This window comes from Nonomuraea sp. NPDC048881, assembly GCF_040649795.1.
GTDB lineage: Bacteria > Actinomycetota > Actinomycetes > Streptosporangiales > Streptosporangiaceae > Nonomuraea.
Genome location: NZ_JBEZGC010000005.1, coordinates 190,013 through 206,190 on the forward strand (window position 1 = coordinate 190,013; position 16,178 = coordinate 206,190).

General features: G+C 71.0%; 18 protein-coding genes. 9 read left to right on the forward strand and 9 right to left on the reverse strand.

What is annotated here, in order from left to right; all coding sequences use genetic code 11:
* Positions 1–61: 61 nt before the first annotated feature.
* Positions 62–1,861 carry an alkyl sulfatase dimerization domain-containing protein gene (locus AB0C33_RS19505; protein WP_358289588.1) on the reverse strand — a complete coding sequence of 600 codons (1,800 nt, stop codon included), beginning with the start codon at positions 1,859–1,861 and terminating at the stop codon, positions 62–64.
* Positions 1,862–2,009: 148 nt separating this feature from the next.
* Between AB0C33_RS19505 and AB0C33_RS19510 the strand changes: the two genes are divergently transcribed.
* The 5 genes from AB0C33_RS19510 (at position 2,010) to AB0C33_RS19530 (ending at position 5,600) form a co-directional block, all read left to right on the forward strand.
* Positions 2,010–2,648 carry an HAD family phosphatase gene (locus tag AB0C33_RS19510; protein WP_358289591.1) on the forward strand — a complete coding sequence of 213 codons (639 nt, stop codon included), beginning with the start codon at positions 2,010–2,012 and terminating at the stop codon, positions 2,646–2,648.
* A complete protein-coding gene (locus AB0C33_RS19515) occupies positions 2,648–3,103 on the forward strand; it encodes a GNAT family N-acetyltransferase (protein WP_358289594.1) in 456 nt (151 codons plus the stop codon). The genes AB0C33_RS19510 and AB0C33_RS19515 overlap by 1 nt, the downstream gene beginning before the upstream one ends.
* Positions 3,104–3,121: 18 nt before the next feature.
* Positions 3,122–4,060, forward strand: a complete 939-nt coding sequence (locus AB0C33_RS19520) for a ribose-phosphate pyrophosphokinase (RefSeq protein WP_358289597.1) — start codon at positions 3,122–3,124, stop codon at positions 4,058–4,060.
* Between the two features lie 54 nt (positions 4,061–4,114).
* Complete coding sequence (locus AB0C33_RS19525; RefSeq protein WP_358289600.1) at positions 4,115–4,861, forward strand: nucleotidyltransferase domain-containing protein; 747 nt, start codon at positions 4,115–4,117, stop codon at positions 4,859–4,861.
* Positions 4,862–4,961: 100 nt separating this feature from the next.
* On the forward strand, positions 4,962–5,600 hold the full coding sequence (locus AB0C33_RS19530) for a maleylpyruvate isomerase N-terminal domain-containing protein (RefSeq protein WP_358289603.1): 639 nt from the start codon (positions 4,962–4,964) through the stop codon (positions 5,598–5,600).
* A gap of 13 nt (positions 5,601–5,613) precedes the next feature.
* Here the strand turns inward: AB0C33_RS19530 and AB0C33_RS19535 are convergent, their stop codons facing one another.
* Positions 5,614–6,183 carry a TetR/AcrR family transcriptional regulator gene (locus tag AB0C33_RS19535; protein ID WP_358289605.1) on the reverse strand — a complete coding sequence of 190 codons (570 nt, stop codon included), beginning with the start codon at positions 6,181–6,183 and terminating at the stop codon, positions 5,614–5,616.
* A gap of 73 nt (positions 6,184–6,256) precedes the next feature.
* Between AB0C33_RS19535 and AB0C33_RS19540 the strand changes: the two genes are divergently transcribed.
* On the forward strand, positions 6,257–7,432 hold the full coding sequence (locus AB0C33_RS19540) for an FAD-dependent monooxygenase (protein WP_358289607.1): 1,176 nt from the start codon (positions 6,257–6,259) through the stop codon (positions 7,430–7,432).
* 60 nt (positions 7,433–7,492) lie between these two features.
* Complete coding sequence (locus AB0C33_RS19545) at positions 7,493–8,317, forward strand: NmrA family NAD(P)-binding protein (protein WP_358289610.1); 825 nt, start codon at positions 7,493–7,495, stop codon at positions 8,315–8,317.
* A gap of 1 nt (position 8,318) precedes the next feature.
* Here AB0C33_RS19545 and AB0C33_RS19550 read toward each other — a convergent pair whose 3' ends face one another.
* The 5 genes from AB0C33_RS19550 to AB0C33_RS19570 are packed head-to-tail and all read right to left on the reverse strand — an operon-like array spanning position 8,319 to position 14,047.
* The gene (locus AB0C33_RS19550) at positions 8,319–9,323 is read right to left on the reverse strand and encodes an ABC transporter ATP-binding protein (RefSeq protein ID WP_358289613.1); all 1,005 of its coding nucleotides are present in this window, start codon (positions 9,321–9,323) and stop codon (positions 8,319–8,321) included.
* Entirely contained in the window at positions 9,320–10,300 is a 981-nt protein-coding gene (locus AB0C33_RS19555; protein WP_358289615.1) for an ABC transporter ATP-binding protein, read from the reverse strand. The genes AB0C33_RS19550 and AB0C33_RS19555 overlap by 4 nt, the downstream gene beginning before the upstream one ends.
* Entirely contained in the window at positions 10,297–11,178 is an 882-nt protein-coding gene (locus tag AB0C33_RS19560; RefSeq protein ID WP_358289618.1) for an ABC transporter permease, read from the reverse strand. Before AB0C33_RS19560 ends, AB0C33_RS19555 begins: the two co-directional genes overlap by 4 nt.
* Entirely contained in the window at positions 11,175–12,230 is a 1,056-nt protein-coding gene (locus tag AB0C33_RS19565; RefSeq protein WP_358289621.1) for an ABC transporter permease, read from the reverse strand. The genes AB0C33_RS19560 and AB0C33_RS19565 overlap by 4 nt, the downstream gene beginning before the upstream one ends.
* Entirely contained in the window at positions 12,227–14,047 is a 1,821-nt protein-coding gene (locus AB0C33_RS19570; protein ID WP_358289623.1) for an ABC transporter substrate-binding protein, read from the reverse strand. The genes AB0C33_RS19565 and AB0C33_RS19570 overlap by 4 nt, the downstream gene beginning before the upstream one ends.
* A gap of 146 nt (positions 14,048–14,193) precedes the next feature.
* On the opposite strand from AB0C33_RS19570, the gene AB0C33_RS19575 reads away from it, so the two are divergent.
* Positions 14,194–14,544: a DUF2809 domain-containing protein gene (locus AB0C33_RS19575; RefSeq protein ID WP_358289628.1), complete on the forward strand. Its 351-nt coding sequence runs from the start codon at positions 14,194–14,196 to the stop codon at positions 14,542–14,544.
* Between the two features lie 4 nt (positions 14,545–14,548).
* Here the strand turns inward: AB0C33_RS19575 and AB0C33_RS19580 are convergent, their stop codons facing one another.
* The gene (locus AB0C33_RS19580; RefSeq protein ID WP_358289631.1) at positions 14,549–14,809 is read right to left on the reverse strand and encodes a heavy-metal-associated domain-containing protein; all 261 of its coding nucleotides are present in this window, start codon (positions 14,807–14,809) and stop codon (positions 14,549–14,551) included.
* Between the two features lie 110 nt (positions 14,810–14,919).
* Here AB0C33_RS19580 and AB0C33_RS19585 point away from each other — a divergent pair, with 110 nt between their 5' ends.
* Positions 14,920–15,465, forward strand: a complete 546-nt coding sequence (locus AB0C33_RS19585; RefSeq protein WP_358289634.1) for a type 1 glutamine amidotransferase domain-containing protein — start codon at positions 14,920–14,922, stop codon at positions 15,463–15,465.
* An 86-nt stretch (positions 15,466–15,551) separates the two neighbouring features.
* Here AB0C33_RS19585 and AB0C33_RS19590 read toward each other — a convergent pair whose 3' ends face one another.
* The gene (locus AB0C33_RS19590) at positions 15,552–16,106 is read right to left on the reverse strand and encodes a helix-turn-helix domain-containing protein (protein WP_358290748.1); all 555 of its coding nucleotides are present in this window, start codon (positions 16,104–16,106) and stop codon (positions 15,552–15,554) included.
* Positions 16,107–16,178: the final 72 nt, after the last annotated feature.

Sequence of the window (16,178 nt, forward strand, 5' to 3'; positions counted from 1 at the left end):
GTCGCGGAGTGGAGTCGCGGAGTGGAGTCGCGGAGTGGAGTCGCGGAGTGGAGTCGGCGGCTCAGGGGGTGACGATGGCGAAGTCGCGGGCCGGTGAGTCGAGCACGGCGACCAGCCGCTGCAGCGCCGTGATGTCGCCCTCCCGCTCCACCCCCTCCACGCCCTTGCCGGCCAGCAGGCCGAGCAGCTGGGCCCTGGTGAGGCGGAGCGTGAGGTCCACGGGCTCCTCCGGCGGGTTCAGCCGCTGGACGAGCACGCCGTTGGACAGCGTGGTGCGGTACAGCTCCCCCAGGTCCGTCAGGTGCCAGTCGATCGACAGGCTCTCGTGCCAGGCCTTGGGGCCGTCCACGCGGATGGCGAGGGAGTCGAAGATCTGCTCCACGGTCAGGGCCGCGAGCAGGTCGGGCGAGGTGGTGGTCACGCGGGTGGGGGCGATGCCGTCGGTCAGCTCCATGGCCCCCGTCAGGTACGAGTTGCGCCACGTCCCGTTCTCCGCACCCTGGCCGAGCCGGGTGTAGACCTCGGCCAGCAGGTCCCTGGCCGCCTTGTTGCCCTCGTCGGCGAAGACGGCGTGGTTGAGCAGCTGGACGGCGAAGCGCAGGTCGTTCTCCTCGATGTAGCGGCGGGCGAAGGCCACGACGGCCGCGCCGCCGCCCATGCACTCGACGTACCGGATCGCGCTCTCCCTGGGCGGGTGCTCCCACAGGTGGGCGGGGTTGCCGTCGTACCAGCCGAGGTAGCGCTGGTAGACGGCCTTGACGTTGTGGCTGACCGAGCCGTAGTAGCCGTGGGTGTGCCAGACCTGTTCCAGCGCGGGCGGCACCCGCATCTGCTCGGCGATCTCGGCGCCGGTCAGTCCCTTGTTGAGCAGGCGCAGGGTCTGGTCGTGCAGGTAGGCGTACAGGTCTCGCTGTTCCTGGAGGAACCGGACGATGTTGCTCTTTCCCCAGGTCGGCCAGTGGTGGGAGGCGAAGGCGACCTCGGCCCGGTCGGCGAGCAGCGTGAGGGTCTCCGACAGGTAGCGGGCCCAGACGCGGGCGTCGCGCACCTGGGCGCCGCGCAGCGTGAGGATGTTGTGCAGGTTGTGGGTGGCGTTCTCGGCCAGGCAGAGGGCGTCGCGGTCGGGGAAGAGGAAGTTCATCTCGGCGGGGGCCTCGGTGCCGGGGGTGAGCTGGAAGACGATCCGCACCCCGTCCACGATCTCCTCCTGGCCGGTGCGGCTGACGTCCACGGTGGGCGGGATGAGGGACGTGGTGCCGGTCGAGGACGTCATGCCGAGGCCGCAGCCGATCTGGCCGTCCGGGGCGTGCGGCAGGGCCAGGCCGAACATGTAGCCGGCGCGGCGGTTCATGGCGGGGCCGGCGTAGACGTTCTCGGAGACCGCGTGATCCATGAACCCGGCGGGGGCCAGGATCGGCACGTTGCCGTCGGTGACGCCGCGCACGCCGCCGAAGTGGTCGACGTGGCTGTGGGTGTAGACGACGCCGGTGACCGGCCGGTCGCCGCGGTGGCGGCGGTAGAGCGCGAGCGCGGCGGCGGCGCACTCGGTGGAGACCAGCGGGTCGATGACGATGACGCCGACGTCGCCCTCGACCAGGGTCATGTTCGACAGGTCCAGGCCGCGTACCTGGTAGATGCCGTCGGCGACCTCGTACAGGCCCTGTTTGGCGCAGAGCTGGCTCTGCCGCCACAGGCTGGGATGAGCGGTTTCGGGGCATTCGGCGTTGAGAAAGGCGTAGGAGTCGTTGTCCCAGACGACCTCGCCGCTTCTCGACCTGACCACGGCGGGGGTCAACTTCGCGATGAAGCCGCGATCGGCGTCCTCGAAGTCGCCCGTGTCATGAAATGGAAGGTCTGCCATGTCTGCTCGCATGCCCCCGAATGGACGCTCGTAGCTCAACAACCAGCCCCAATAGCATGAAACTCGGGCAATAAGGACAGGGAGCGGCGGCGTAGCGACTCGGACGGTGTGATTGGGTGGTTCCAGGCTGATCTCATCGGGGGTGGTCATGGAAGCGTGCGTGTTCGACCTCGACGGCGTGCTCGTCGACTCCGAACCCGTCTGGGAGCAGGTGCGGCGCGCCTTCGTCGCCGACCACGGCGGCACCTGGCAGCCCGACACGCAGTCCAGGCTGATGGGCATGAGCACCGGCGAGTGGGCGGCCTACCTGCACGAGCTGGGGGTGCGCCTGACGCCCGACGAGATCGCCGCGGGCGTGGTCGACCAGATGGCCGAGCGCTACCAGGACGGCGTGCCGCTGCTGCCGGGCGCCCGCGAGGCCGTGCGCCGGCTGGCCGGGCACTTCACCCTCGGCCTGGCCAGCTCGTCGCCGCGGCGGCTGATCGACGTGGTGCTGGACGCGGCCGAGCTGCGCGAGTACTTCGTCACCACGGTCTCCACGGAGGAGGTCGCGCGCGGCAAGCCCGCCCCCGACGGCTACCTGGAGGCCGCCCGGCGGCTGGAGATCTACCCGAAGGACTGCGTGGCGGTCGAGGACTCCAGCAACGGGCTGCGTTCGGCGCACGCGGCCGGCATGCGGGTGATCGCCGTGCCGCATCCCGGCTACCCGCCCGACGACGACGCCCTCGCTCTGGCCTGGCAGGTCCTGCCCGACCTCGACGCGCTCACGATCGAGGCGCTGACGTGATGACCGGCGACATGGGCGTCCGTCCCCGGACGCCGGCCGACCTGAACGCCTGCGCCGACGCCCTGGCCCTGGTGCACGCCGCCGACCGCTACCCCGTCGACTGGCCGGCCGACCCGCGAGGCTGGCTGACCCCGGGCGACCTCCTGCGCGCCTGGGTGGCGGTCGAGGAGGGCCAGGTGCTCGGCCACGTGGGCCTGGCCGGCACCGACGAGGGCCCGCAGGTCACCCGGCTCTTCGTGGTGCCCGCCGCCCGGGGCCGCGGGCTGGCTCCCGTGCTGCTGGACACCGTGCGGAAGGCCGCAGGAACGCCCGTCGTCCTGGAGGTCTCCGACGAGGGCCGGGCGGCCGTCGCGCTCTACGAGCGGCTGGGCTGGCGCCGCGTCGGCAGCACCCGCGCTCGATGGCTCAACGCCGCGGGCGAACCCGCCCTGCTCCACCACTACGTGAGCCCGTGAGGCTATCCTTTGGGAATCGTGCGAGACATCACGGTTTTCAGTGGCAGCGCCCACCCCGAGCTGGCCGAGGAGATCTGCTCCCACCTCGGAACCCCGCTCCACCCCGTCAAGGTCGCCCGCTTCGCCAACGACGCGCTTGAGGTGCAGCTCCAGGCCAACTGCCGCGAGCGCGACGTGTTCCTCATCCAGCCCCTGGTGCCGCCGACGCAGGAGAACCTGGTCGAGCTGCTGCTCATGATCGACGCGGCGCGCGGCGCGTCCGCGGCCAGGACGACCGTGGTGCTGCCGCATTACGCCTACGCCAGATCAGACAAGAAGGACGCGCCACGCATCTCCATCGGCGCGCGCCTGGTCGCCGACCTGATGGTGGCCGCGGGCGCGAACCGGGTGCTGGCCATGACCCTGCACTCGCCGCAGGTGCACGGCTTCTTCAGCGTGCCGGTCGACCACCTGCACGCGCTGCGCGAGCTGGCCGCGCACTTCCGCCGCTACGACCTGTCGAACGCCGTCGTCGTCTCCCCCGACCTGGGCAACGCCAAGGAGGCCGCACACTTCGCCCGGCTGCTCGGCACGGGCGTCGCGATGGGCGCCAAGCAGCGCTTCGCCGACGACCGCGTGGTGATCAGCTCGGTCATCGGCGAGGTCGCCGGCAAGGACGTGATCATCCTGGACGACGAGATCGCCAAGGGCAGCACGGTCATCGAGCTGCTGGGCCGGCTGCGTGAGCAGGGCGTCAACTCCGTCCGGGTGGCGTGCACGCACGGGCTGTTCGCGGGCGGGGCGATCGAGCGGCTGGGCGCGTTCCCCGAGGTCATGGAGATCGTCTGCACGAACACCGTGCCGCCGCCCAAGCCGAGTGACAAGCTGACCGTGTTGTCGATCGCGCCGGCACTGGCCGAGGCCATGCGCCGGATCCACGACGGCGAGTCGGTGAGCGCTCTGTTCAGCACGTCCTGACGGCCCGCCCCGGTGATCTTCCGGGACGGCCGGGAATGGATCATAGTGGACATCATGCATGCGGCCACAGACGTCCTGCTCCGGCGGTTCCGAGACGGCGTGGGCGAGATCGTGCCCCTGGTGTCACTGTGGGCGCACGGCTCGCTGGGCGCCGGCGACTACCAGCCGGGGCACAGCGACCTCGACCTGATCGCGGTGGTCGAGACACCGGTCACGATGGAGCAGTGGCGCCGGATCAAGGGGCTGCACCGGGGGCTCGACCTGCCGCTCGCCGACCTCCTCCACTGCTCCTACCTGCCGCTGGAGGAGCTGGCGGACCCGCGGGTCGAGCACGTGACGTGGGCCCACGAGCAGATCTTCCGCCGTCCGGTGACTGCGGTGACCCGCCGCGAGCTGCACACGGCCCCGCTCGTGCTGCACGGGCCGCCGCCCGCCGAACTCCTGCCGGCCGTCTCCGACGCCGTGCTGGCCGACTTCGTCCGTACGGACCTGCGCGAGTTCTGGCTGGACAAGACCCGAGGGCGGCGGCGCTGGCTGCGGGACGTCTGGGTGGACCTCGGCCTGCTGACCGTCGCCAGAGCCTCGGTCACGCTGCGGGAGGGCCGGTTGATCACCAAGCGGGAGGCCCTGGACGTGCTGGCCGGGATGGGCGCGCCGGAGGCCGTCCTGGCCGACGTGCGCGCCCGCCGGTACGGCACGCCGCGCCCGGTGCTGAGCCGCTTCAGAAGGGGCAGGCTGACCCGCGCCTTCGTCCGGTCGGCCATCGGGAAGGTGCTGGCGGAGGGCCCCGGCGAGACCTGAGCCCGGCCCCGTCTCAGTGGGCAGGACGGCGGCCCTCCGCGGATCGCCGAGGGATAGTCTTGGCCCCGAGTTACCACCTGAACCGGGGAAAGGGCGGCATATGGGGGAGATCAGGCAGTCCTATCTGGTGGCCGCGGCGTCGGCGATGTCGCTGCTGCGCGACCCGGCCGTCCGGGCGGCGTGGGACAAGCCCAGCGCGCTGACCGAGTTCAGCGTCGCGGGCCTGGCCGGGCACCTGGCCCACCAGATCGTCCGGGTCGTCGACGTGCTCGACTCCGGCGAGGAACCCGGGGCGCCGATCCCGCTCATCGAGCACTACACGAGGTCGCCGTGGGTACAGGCCGGCCTCGACCACGAGAGCAACGTCAGCGTCCGGGCAGGCGGCCAGGCGGCCGCCGCGGACGGGCACGCCGCGCTCGTCGAGCGCACGCAGGCGCTGCTGGACCGGCTGCTGGCCGAGCTGCCCGCCGCGCCGGCGGACCGGGTCGTGCGGCTGCCGTGGGCCGGCTGGTCGCTGCGGCTCGACGACTTCCTGCTCACCAGGGTGATGGAGCTGGTCGTGCACTCCGACGACCTGGCCGCCAGCGTGGGCGTCGAGACGCCGGAGCTGCCGCCGTCGATCAACGAACCGGTCGTGGAGCTGCTGGCCCGCCTGGCGGTGCACCGCCACGGCGCGACCGCCGTCATCCGCACCCTCAGCAGGGCCGAACGCGCCCCCGCCACGATAAGCGCCTTCTAGTCCGCGACACCTTTCACGAGCCGCTCACCAGGCGCAGCGCCTCGGCCACCTCGCGCCCGGACAACGCGCTGTCCGGGTCGAGCAGCCACTGCGCCAGGAACCCCGTCAGCATGGCCTGGTACAGCGAGCCCACCAGCCGGGCCCGTTCGGGGTCCGTCTCCGCCCGCACGTCCTGGAACAGCTCGGCGAGCCCCAGCCGCGCGCCCTTGATCGCCGGGACGAGCTGCTCGCGCAGCTCCGGCACGTGATCGATCTGCCCGAGCAGCTCAAGCTGGGTGATCCAGAGCGGCCGCAGCCGGTCGAACGACTCCACCACCCGGTCCCACGCCGCCTCGAACCGCTCCAGCGGTGAGGCGCCCTCCTCGGCGTCGGCGACGAGCGTCCGCGCCAGGTCGTCGCCCCATTCCTGCATCACCTCGAACAGCGCCTCGTTCATCAGCGCGTCCTTGGACTTGAAGTGGTAGCCGATGCCCGCGAGGCTCACGCCCGACGCGGTCGCGATGTCGCGCGCGGTGGTACGCGAGTAGCCCTTCTCGATCAGGCAACGCTTCGCCCCGGCCAGCAGGTCTTCCCTGTTTCCCATGCCCAGACGTTAACACGAACGTCTGAAAACATCGTCCTAGACAAACGTCTGAGACAGATGTACTGTTCTCGGCATGAAGAACGTCCTGATCTCCGGCGCGAGCATCGCCGGCACCTCGCTGGCCTACTGGCTGCGCCGCCACGGCTGCACCGTCACCGTCGTCGAGCGCGCTCCGGCCGTCCGCACCGGCGGCTACAAGGTCGACATCCGCGGCGCCGCCCTCGACGTGATCGAGCGCATGGGCCTGCTCGACGCGGTCACCGCCCGCAGCACCGGCATGCGCGTCGCCACCCACTACGACCGCAAGGGTCGCCGGGTGGCCACCATGGACGCCGACCTGTTCGGCGGGCGCGCGGGCGACGACGTCGAGATCATGCGCGGCGACCTCAACGAGCTCCTGTACGACCTCACCCGCGACGACGCCGAATACCTCTTCGGCGACTCCGTCACCGCCGTCTCCGACGACGGCCTGGTCACCTTCGAGCACGCCGCGCCCCGCCGGTTCGACCTGATCGTCGGCGCGGACGGGATGCGCTCCAACATCCGCAGGATCGTGTTCGGGGAGGACGCTCGGTTCGTCCGCGACCTGGGCTACTACGTCTCGATCTCCACCGTGCCCAACACCCTGGGCCTGGACCGCGAGGAGGCCGTGCACGCCGCCCCCGGCCGCACCGCCAACGTCTACAGCACCCGCCAGGACGGCGCCGCCAAGGCGCTGTTCATGTGGGCCTCCCAGCCGCTGTCCTACGACCACCGCGACACCGGCCGCCAGAAGAACCTGCTGGCCGAGGCCATGGCGGGGGTCGAGTGGGAGGTGCCGGCGCTGCTCGGCGCGGTGCGCGACGCCGACGACTTCTACTTCGACTCGGTCAGCCAGGTGCACATGGACAGCTGGTCGAAGGGCCGGGTCGTGCTGCTCGGGGACGCCGCCTACTGCGCCTCGCCGGCCTCCGGACAGGGCACGAGCCTGGCGATCGTGGGCGCGTACGTGCTGGCGGGCGAGCTGGCCGGGGGCGGCGGCGCGGCGGGCTACGAGCGGGAGATGCGGGAGTTCGTCCGGGTCAACCAGGAGCTGGGCCCGGTGAACGTCAGGGGCATGGTGATGGGCTCACGGCTGGCGCTGTGGTTCCAGCTCAGGATGCTCAGGCTGCTGCCGTACCTGCCGGGCAAGGAGAAGGTCGTCGAGCGGATCGCCGGGGCGATCCATCGGGCCGCCGTGGCGATCCGGCTCAAGAACTACTCGGAATGAAGCGTTCCGTTCTGCTATAGTAAGAGCAGAACGTTCCGTTCCGAAAGAAGTGGGGTTCACATGACCATCCTCGTCACCGGTGCCACCGGGACCGTCGGCCGCCTCGTCGTCGAGGAGCTCCTCCAGGCCGGCCAGAAGGTCCGCGCGCTGACCAGGAACCCCGCCAAGGCCGCCCTTCCCGAGGGCGTCGAGGTCGTCGGCGGCGATCTCGCCGAGCCGGCCTCCCTGGCCGCCGCCTTCGAGGGCGTCACCGCAGTGCACTTCATCAACTTCGCCGGCGACGACTACGCCCCGCTGCCCGACGGCGCCGGGCTCGCCGAGCTGGCCGTCGAGGCGGGCGTGCGCCGGGTCACCGTGCTCGGCGGCCGCGAGGACGGCGAGCTGGAGCAGGCGCTCGCCGCCACCGACCTGGAGTGGACGCTGCTCCACCCGGTCGAGTTCATGGCCAACACGCTCCAGTGGTGGGCGCACACGATCAGGACGGAAGGCGTCATCAAGGAGCCGTTCGGCGACCGGCTGAGCGCCCTGGTGCACGAGCGCGACATCGCCGCGGTGACCGCGAAGGTCCTGACCGAGGGCGGCCACGGCGGCCGGACGTACGTGCTGACCGGCCCCCGCGCGATCACCCTGCGGGAGAAGGTCGCCGTCCTGGCCGAGGCCGTCGGCAGGGACGTCGGCTTCGTCGAGCTCACCGTGGACGAGGCGCGGGCCAAGTGGCGCGCCGACGGCATGGGCGAGCAGACCATCGAGTTCCTGGTCGGCGCGCTGGGCAACACGCCGGAGGTCGGCTACACGGTCGTCCCGACCGTCCGGGAGATCACCGGCCGGGACGCGCGTGACTTCGCCGAGTGGGCGCGCGAGCACGCCGACGCGTTCCGCGGGTGAGCTACCCGGTGACCGCCGCGTAGTGGCAGGCGGCCTGGGCGTCGGGGACCGCGGGCAGGATGCTCAGCGCCTGCGACCGGCAGGCCGCGTCCACGCCCGCCTCCGCCGCGCGGCCGGAGGCCAGCACGTGGCAGCGGGGATGGAAGCGGCAGCCCCCCGGCACCCTGGTCGGGTCCGGCGGCTCGCCGGACAGCACGATCCGCTCGGGCGACTCCGGCAACACCGACATCAGCGCCTGCGTGTACGGATGCCGCGGCGCCGTCAGCACCTGCTCCACCGGCCCCGACTCGACGATCCGCCCCAGGTACATGACCGCGACCCGGTCGGCGATGTTCCAGGCCAGGCCGAGGTCATGGGTGACGACCAGGGCCGACAGGCCGAGGTCGGTCTTGAGCTTGAGCATCAGCGCCAGGATCTCGCCGCGCACGGAGGCGTCGAGCGAGGCCACGGGCTCGTCGGCGATCAGCACCTTCGGGTCGAGGGCGAGCGCGCCGGCGATCACGACGCGCTGCCGCTGCCCGCCGGACAGCTCGTGCGGGTAGCGCAGGAAGAACCGCTCGGGCGGTCGCAGCCCGGCCCTGGACAGGGCCGAGGCCACGATCTCCTCCTCGTCGGGCAGGCCGTGGATGCGCGGCCCCTCGGCGACCGCCTCGTAGACGGTCTGGCGGGGGTTGAGCGAGCCCATCGGGTCCTGCAGGACGAGCTGGACCTGGCGGCGGTAGGACCGGAGCGCCTTGGAGCCGTAGTTCAGCGCGTTGCCGTCGTAGCGGACCTCGCCGGACGTGGGGCGTTCGAGGCCGAGCAGCGTGCGGGCCAGCGTGGTCTTGCCGCAGCCCGACTCGCCGACCAGGGCCACGATCTCGCCCTGGCCGATCGCCAGGTTGACGCCGTCGACGGCGCGGGCGCTGCGGCCCCGCGAGGAGAACGCGACGTGCAGGTCACGGGCCTCCAGCAACGCGCCCTTGCCCGTCGAGACGGTCTCGGCCGCGGTCTGCGTCTCGGTCATGAAGCCTCGACCTCCTCCTTGGAGCGTACGTGCACGCAGGCCGCGGCGTGGCGGGGACCGGCGGGCCACAGCTCGACGTCGAGGCCCGCGCATTCGTCCAGCGCGACCGGGCAGCGCGGGTGGAACGCGCAGCCGGTCGGGAGCTGCATCGGGTCCGGCGGGTCGCCGCCGAGCCCCTTGGGGGCCAGCCGCGAGACCGGGTCGCCCACGGTGGGGAAGGCGGCCGCCAGCGCCCGGCTGTAGGGGTGGCGGGCGTCGTGGAACACCTCGCGGGAGGGGCCGTGCTCGACCACCCGGCCGGCGTACATGACCGCGAGCTGGTCGCAGACGTCGGCCAGGACCGACAGGTCGTGCGAGATCATGATCAGGGAGATGCCGTGCTCGGCGATCAGCTCCTTGATCAGCGTCAGGACCTGCGCCTGGACCATCACGTCGAGCGCGGTGGTGGGCTCGTCGGCGATGATCAGGCGGGGCGAGCAGGCCAGCGCCATCGCGATCATCACGCGCTGCCGCTGGCCGCCGGACAGCTCGTGCGGGTAGCTGCGGGCCCGCCAGGCGGGCAGGCCGACCTGTTCGAGCAGCTCGCCGACGCGCTTGCGGGCGCCGTCCGGCTTGGCCAGGCCGTGCACGAGCAGCGGTTCGGCGATCTGCTCGCCGATCCGGCGCACGGGGTTGAGGCCGTGCTGCGCGCCCTGGAACACGATCGAGGCCTCGGCCCAGCGCACGGCCCGCATGCGTCCCCACTTCATGGTGAGGACGTCCTCGCCGTCGAGCAGGATCCGGCCGCCGACGCGCGTGCTCTTGGGCAGGAGCCTGAGCAGCGCCATGGCCAGCGTCGACTTGCCGGATCCCGACTCGCCGGCGACTCCGAGCGCCGCTCCGGCGTCGAGGGTCAGCGACACGCCGCGCACCGCGGGCACCTCGCCCGACGCGATGCGGTAGGTCACCGACAGGTCGTCCAGTTCGAGGAGACTCATGCCGCCCTCCTGAGCCTTGGGTTCAGCACGGCCTCCAGCGCCCGTCCGACGAGGGTGAACGCCATGACGACCACGAGGATGGCCAGACCGGGGAGGATGATGTACCACCACGCGCCCTCGTTGGCCGCGCCGTAGTCGTAGGAGCCGCGCAGCATGGTGCCCCACGACGTCTTGTTCGCGCTGGCGCCGAGGAAGGCCAGCGTGGACTCGGTGACGATCGCGCTGGCCACCTCCAGCGTCGTGCTGGCCAGCAGCAGCGGCGCCACGTTGGGCAGCACGTGCCGGGTGGTGATGTGCCAGTGGCCGCCGCCGAGCGCCTTGGAGCGTTCGATGTAGGGCCGGGCCTCGACGGCGAAGGTCTGCGCCCTGATCAGCCGAGCCGTGGACGGCCAGGTGGTGACCCCGATCGCCATGATGATGGTGAACGTGCTGCCGCCGAGGATGGCCGCCAGCACCAGCGCGGTCACCAGCGAGGGCAGCACCAGGAACCAGTCGGTGACCCGCATCAGCGCGCCGCCGAGCCAGCCGCCGAAGTGCCCGGCGGCGATGCCGATGACCATGCCGATCACGATGCTGAGCAGCGCGGCGAGGAAGCCGATGAGCAGCGAGGCGCGCGAGCCCCACCAGATCATCAGCAGGATCGACCGGCCCGACTCGTCGGTGCCGAAGGGGAAGTCCAGGCCGGGGGGCTGGAACTTCTCGCCCGGCGCGTCGATGACGCTCGTCACGCCCTCGTCGATGAACAGCGGCGCGACCAGCGCGAGCACCACGGCCACCAGCAGCACGACCATCCCGGCCACCCCGGCGCGGTGCCTGCGGAAGTCGGTCCAGAAGTTGCTCAGCGCCTGCCGCCTGCGCGTGGCAGCGACACTCGTCATGCCGACCTCACCCTCGGGTCGAGAACGTGGTAGAGCAAGTCGGCCAGCGTGTTCATGAGGATCACGGCCACGGTGATGAGCATGAACGTGCCCTGCATGAGCGTGAAGTCGGGGACCCGGACCGCCCGGTAGAACAGCTGCCCGAGGCCCGGCCAGGTGTAGATCGTCTCCACGGTGACCGCGCCGCCGACCACGAAGCCGATGCGCATGAAGACCAGCGTCACCGTGGGCAGCAGGGCGTTGGGCACCGCGTGGCGGCGGCGTACCTCGTCGTCGCGCAGGCCCTTGGCGCGGGCCACGGTGACGTAGTCCTGGCTGACCTCCTCCAGCAATGACGACCGCATGACCAGCAGGTACTGGGCGTAGATCACCGCCACCAGGGTCAGGCACGGCAGCACCATGTGCGAGGCCACGTCGAGCACGTAGGCGAACCCGTCGGGCGCGTCGACGCTCTCGATGCCGCGGAAGGGCAGGATGCCGGGGATCGGGCCGATGCCCACGCCCAGCACCATCATCAGCAGCAGGCCGAGCCAGAACGTCGGCACCGACCACAACACCAGCGACAGACCGGTGGAGAAGCGGTCGAACCGGCTTCCCCGCCGCCATCCGGCCCTGGTGCCCTGCCAGATGCCGAGGCTGACCGCGATGACCAGCCCGGTCCCGGCCAGCAGCAGCGTCGGGCCGATGCGCTCGCCGATGAGGTCGAGCACCGGCCGCTTGTACTCGTACGACGTGCCCAGGTCGAGTCTGAGCGTCTTGCCGACGAAGTCGAAGAACTGGTCGAGCACCGGCTTGTCGAGACCGAGCCGGTGACGTTCCATGTCGAGCTGCGCCGGGGTCATGTTGCGGCCCTGCGCCAGGTTCCGCACCGGATCGCCGGGCAGCAGGCGGAAGACGAAGAACGTCCCGACGATCACCGCGGCGATGCTGAACAGCGCCCCGCCGGCCTTCGACAACGCGTACCTCAGCGTGCCGTGGCGAGCGGGGCGGTCCTCACCAGGGCCCGCCGCCTGGACGGCGGCGGGCTCTGCTGCTTCGAGCGGTGTGGTCATTCGCGCTCGTCCGCGGCGCTCTTGCGCCGCCTGGTCAGGAGGAAGGCCACGAGGCCGATGACCACCACGCCGCCGACCACGCCGACGATGAGACCGGTGTTGGAGCCGGAGTCGCCGCCCGCGCCGGAGCCGCCCGCCGCGGTCGCCTTGACGTCGGCCGTGTAGAACGGCCAGTAGCCGCTGCCGCCGTACAGCAGGCCCTTGTCCTCGGGGATCGGGGTGATGCTGGTGATCCGGTCCTTGCGGTAACCCTCAAGGTCGTTGGTGTAGTAGATCGCGATGACGGGGGCGTCGACGTAGAGCCGCTGCTCCATCTGCTTGATGAGCTCGGCGCGCTTGGGCCGGTCGAGCTCCTTGAGCTGCTCCTGGTAGAGCTTCTCGAAGGTCGGGTCGCAGTAGAACGACTCGGTGCCGCCGCCCTCGCCGCCCGGCGCCGGCCTGCGGCTGCACAGGTGGGTGGCCAGGACCTCTTCGGGGTCGGGGTTGACCGACCAGCCGCTGATCGCGATGTCGAACAGCGCCGTGACGCCGGTCTCCTCGGTGAACTTGCTGGAGTCGAGCTTCTGGGTGGTCAGCGTGATGCCGATCTCCTTCCAGAAGCCGGTCAGGTACTCGGCGAGCTTGTCCTCGATCGGCGTGTCGGTGTGGATGCTGAAGCGGAACTCCAGCTTGCGCTTGCCGTCGGGCATCGTCCGGACGCCGTCGGCGCCCTTCTTGTAGCCGGCGTCGTCGAGGATCTTGTTCGCCTTGGCCACGTCGTAGGTGACCTTCTCCTCGCCCGCGGCCTCCCAGAAGAAGTCCTTGTACATGGGCGGGATGATCGAGCCGTCGGCGGGCTTGGCCAGCCCGCCCTGCACCTCGTCGACCAGCTTCTGCTTGTCGATGGCGAAGTGCAGCGCCTGGCGCACCTTCGGGTCCTTCAGCGCCGGGTGGCCGTCGCCGATGGGCTTGTTGTCGGTGGTCGTGGCGCCGTGGTTGATCTGCAGGTACGACGCCCGCCGGCCCTGGGTGTTCCACGCCTCGATGTTCGGGTCGTTCTCGATGGCCTGGAACTCCGGCGGCGTCATGCGGCCGAGCAGGTCGATGTCGCCCTTCTTGAGCCCGGCGATGGCGGCCTGCGGGTTGTCGTAGAAGATGAACTGCAGCTCGTCGAGCTTCGGCTTGCCCCGCCAGTAGTTGGGGTTGGCCTGCAGCTTGACGTACTGGTCCTTCTTGTGCTCGACCGCGATGAACGGGCCGCTGCCCACGGTCGGGTAGGTCTCCGCCTCGTAGTTGGCCATGTCGGTGACCTTCTCCCACACATGCTTGGGCATGATCGGGACCGGGTTCTCCAGCATGGACGCCTGCGGCGCCTTGGTCTTGATGATCAAGTCCTGGCCGTTGGCGGTGACGCTCGCGAAGTTCTCCACGGCGGGGCCGTTGGCCGTCTTGGCCGCCTCGTCCGTCATCATCTTGTTGAACGTCCAGGCGGCGTCCTCGGCCGTGACCGGCTGGCCGTCGGACCACTTGGTGTTACGGATCTTGAACGTCCAGGTGAGCCCGTCGTCGGACGTCGTCCACGACTCGGCGAGATCGGGGCTGGGCTGGAGCGTCTTGGAGTCAGGGACGGTGAGGAAGCCGTACATCGTGCGCTGGATCGCGGTGGAGACCAGCCGGACCGCCAGGAACGGGTTCATGGAGTCCATCGCCTGGGTGGCGCCGACGCGTAGGATCTTCTTCCCCGCCGCAGGTTCCTGGGCCTGGGCCGCCGTGGCGCCTTGGCCGGCCACTAACAGCGCGACGCCCAGCACAGCCAGGCGTGCGAACCATTTCCTCATGATGCCTCACCTTCAGGCGGGGGATTCCTGTGTAGATGAAGGCACACCATACGGAGACCGCGTGTCAACGAGTGGCGGAAAATTGTTTCATTCTCGTTTCCTTTTGCGGTGTAAATTTTCAGCAGGCTTGGCACTACCGTGATCGGGTGCCCCGCCTGCCCGTTCTCCTCGCCGCCGTCGCGACCGTCGTGGCCGGGCTCGGCGTCCGGGTGTTGTGGGACGGGCCCGTGCCCAAGTACGCGGGTGACGCGCTCTACACCGTACTGATCTACGCGCTCGTCGTGCTGGCGCTGCCGCGGGTGCGGCCGTGGGTGGCCGCGATGGTGTCGGGCGGGCTGAGCTGGGCGATCGAGTTCGCCCAGCTGGGTGAGATCCCGGCAGTCCTGCGGCCATTGCTGGGCAGCACTTTCAACCCGCCCGACCTGCTCTGGTACGCCGTCGGCGCGGCCGCCGCGTGCGCCGCGCACACCCTGTGGGCCCGGCGCCGATCCCCCTGAGGGGTCAGTGGCAGCCGCCCGAGCCGCAGCACGACCCGGCCTGCGGCAGCAGCTCGCGGCCGCCGCCCAGCTCGTAACCGGCCTCGACGACGGCCGACTCGATGACGGCCTGGTCGATCGGCGCGCCGCTGGTCACGACCATCTCCTTGGCCGCGAGGTCGACCTCGACGGCCTGGACCCCGTCGACCTTGCCGACCTCGGCCCGCACCGAGCTGACGCAGTGGCCACAGGTCATGCCCTCGACCTGGTACGCGGTGATCACCATGCCCGAACTCCTCTTCTCTAGGCTTCGCGGCCCACTCTATACCCCCCCAGGGTAGAGAGTGCATACTTCCCCGGTGTCCGGATAGGGGAGGGGAAAACGAAGGGACAGTCATGTCGAACGGCAAGACCATCGCGTTCCTGGTCGCCCCCGAAGGGGTCGAGCAGGTGGAGCTCACCGAGCCGTGGAAGGCGGTCAAGCAGGCGGGCGGCACGCCCAGGTTGGTCTCCACGTCCTCCGGGAAGATCCAGGCGTTCAACCATCTGGACAAGGCCGACACCTTCACCGTGGACGCCACGGTGGACGACGCCGACCCCGGCGACTTCGACGCCCTGCTGCTCCCCGGGGGCGTCGCCAACCCCGACTTCCTGCGCACGGTGCCGCAGGCGGTCCGGTTCGCGCGCGCCTTCTTCGACGCCGGCAAGCCGGTGGCCGCCATCTGCCACGCCCCCTGGACGCTGGTCGAGGCGGACGTCGTGCGCGGGCGTACGCTCACGTCCTGGCCGAGCCTGCAGACCGACCTGCGCAACGCCGGCGCGACCTGGAAGGACCAGGAGGTCGTGGTCTGCACGGACGGCCCGAACACCTTGGTCACCAGCCGCAAACCGGACGACCTCAAGGCCTTCTGCCAGGCCGCCACGGACGCCTTCTCGGCCTAGCCCGGCACACCGATCCGAGCCCGGCCCGAGGCCGGGCCCGCGGCCGCGTCGGCCCGGCCCGAGGCCGCCTCGGCCCCTTGGCGGGGTCAGGCGCGCAGGAGGGCCTCGGCGACGCCGCGCACCGAGGCCCTGAGCCGGTCGGCGCCGCCCTCGGCCATCACGTGCCGGGCGAGGTCGGCGTCGAAGGAGGCCAGCAACGTGTGGGCGGCGAACTCGGCGTCGAGCCCCGGCGCCGCCGCCGCGACCAGCCCCGTCACGTGGGCGTGCCACCGCAGGTAGGTGGGGTCGCGGTATTTGTCGGCCGCGCAGGCCCGTTCGTGCGCGGCGAACAGCGCCAGGTTGCGCTCGGCCAGCCCGGCCAGCTCGTCCAGGAACGCGAGCAGCCGCTCCCGCGCCGGCGCACCCGGCCCGAGTGGCGAGCCGGGCGTCTCGATGGCCTCGGCCAGGGCGGCGGCGCGCTCGGCCAGCAGCTCCTGGAACAGGCCGGTCCTGCTGCCGAAGCGGCGGAACACCGTGCCCTTGCCCACCCCGGCCGCCGCGGCCACCCGGTCGAGCGAGATGTGCTCGGCGCCGTGGGCGTCCAGGAGCTCTTCGGCGGCCCGCAGGATCGCCTCCCGGTTGCGGGTGGCGTCTGATCGCACCAAGGCCCCTCCTTGCAAGCGGACTGTCGGTCCCCATAGTATCCCGGCAACGAAGCGGACCGCCGGTCCGCA

Bases quoted from the DNA above. Each gene is read 5' to 3' on its own strand.
- AB0C33_RS19515 (WP_358289594.1), top strand. From the start codon at position 2,648: ATGACCGGCGACATGGGCGTCCGTCCCCGGACGCCGGCCGACCTGAAC.
- AB0C33_RS19530 (WP_358289603.1), top strand. From the start codon at position 4,962: ATGGGGGAGATCAGGCAGTCCTATCTGGTGGCCGCGGCGTCGGCGATG.
- AB0C33_RS19550 (WP_358289613.1), bottom strand. From the start codon at position 9,323: ATGACCGAGACGCAGACCGCGGCCGAGACCGTCTCGACGGGCAAGGGC.
- AB0C33_RS19510 (WP_358289591.1), top strand. From the start codon at position 2,010: ATGGAAGCGTGCGTGTTCGACCTCGACGGCGTGCTCGTCGACTCCGAA.
- AB0C33_RS19555 (WP_358289615.1), bottom strand. From the start codon at position 10,300: ATGAGTCTCCTCGAACTGGACGACCTGTCGGTGACCTACCGCATCGCG.
- AB0C33_RS19585 (WP_358289634.1), top strand. From the start codon at position 14,920: ATGTCGAACGGCAAGACCATCGCGTTCCTGGTCGCCCCCGAAGGGGTC.
- AB0C33_RS19545 (WP_358289610.1), top strand. From the start codon at position 7,493: ATGACCATCCTCGTCACCGGTGCCACCGGGACCGTCGGCCGCCTCGTC.
- AB0C33_RS19580 (WP_358289631.1), bottom strand. From the start codon at position 14,809: ATGGTGATCACCGCGTACCAGGTCGAGGGCATGACCTGTGGCCACTGC.
- AB0C33_RS19525 (WP_358289600.1), top strand. From the start codon at position 4,115: ATGCATGCGGCCACAGACGTCCTGCTCCGGCGGTTCCGAGACGGCGTG.
- AB0C33_RS19565 (WP_358289621.1), bottom strand. From the start codon at position 12,230: ATGACCACACCGCTCGAAGCAGCAGAGCCCGCCGCCGTCCAGGCGGCG.
- AB0C33_RS19540 (WP_358289607.1), top strand. From the start codon at position 6,257: ATGAAGAACGTCCTGATCTCCGGCGCGAGCATCGCCGGCACCTCGCTG.
- AB0C33_RS19535 (WP_358289605.1), bottom strand. From the start codon at position 6,183: ATGGGAAACAGGGAAGACCTGCTGGCCGGGGCGAAGCGTTGCCTGATC.
- AB0C33_RS19560 (WP_358289618.1), bottom strand. From the start codon at position 11,178: ATGACGAGTGTCGCTGCCACGCGCAGGCGGCAGGCGCTGAGCAACTTC.
- AB0C33_RS19505 (WP_358289588.1), bottom strand. From the start codon at position 1,861: ATGGCAGACCTTCCATTTCATGACACGGGCGACTTCGAGGACGCCGAT.
- AB0C33_RS19570 (WP_358289623.1), bottom strand. From the start codon at position 14,047: ATGAGGAAATGGTTCGCACGCCTGGCTGTGCTGGGCGTCGCGCTGTTA.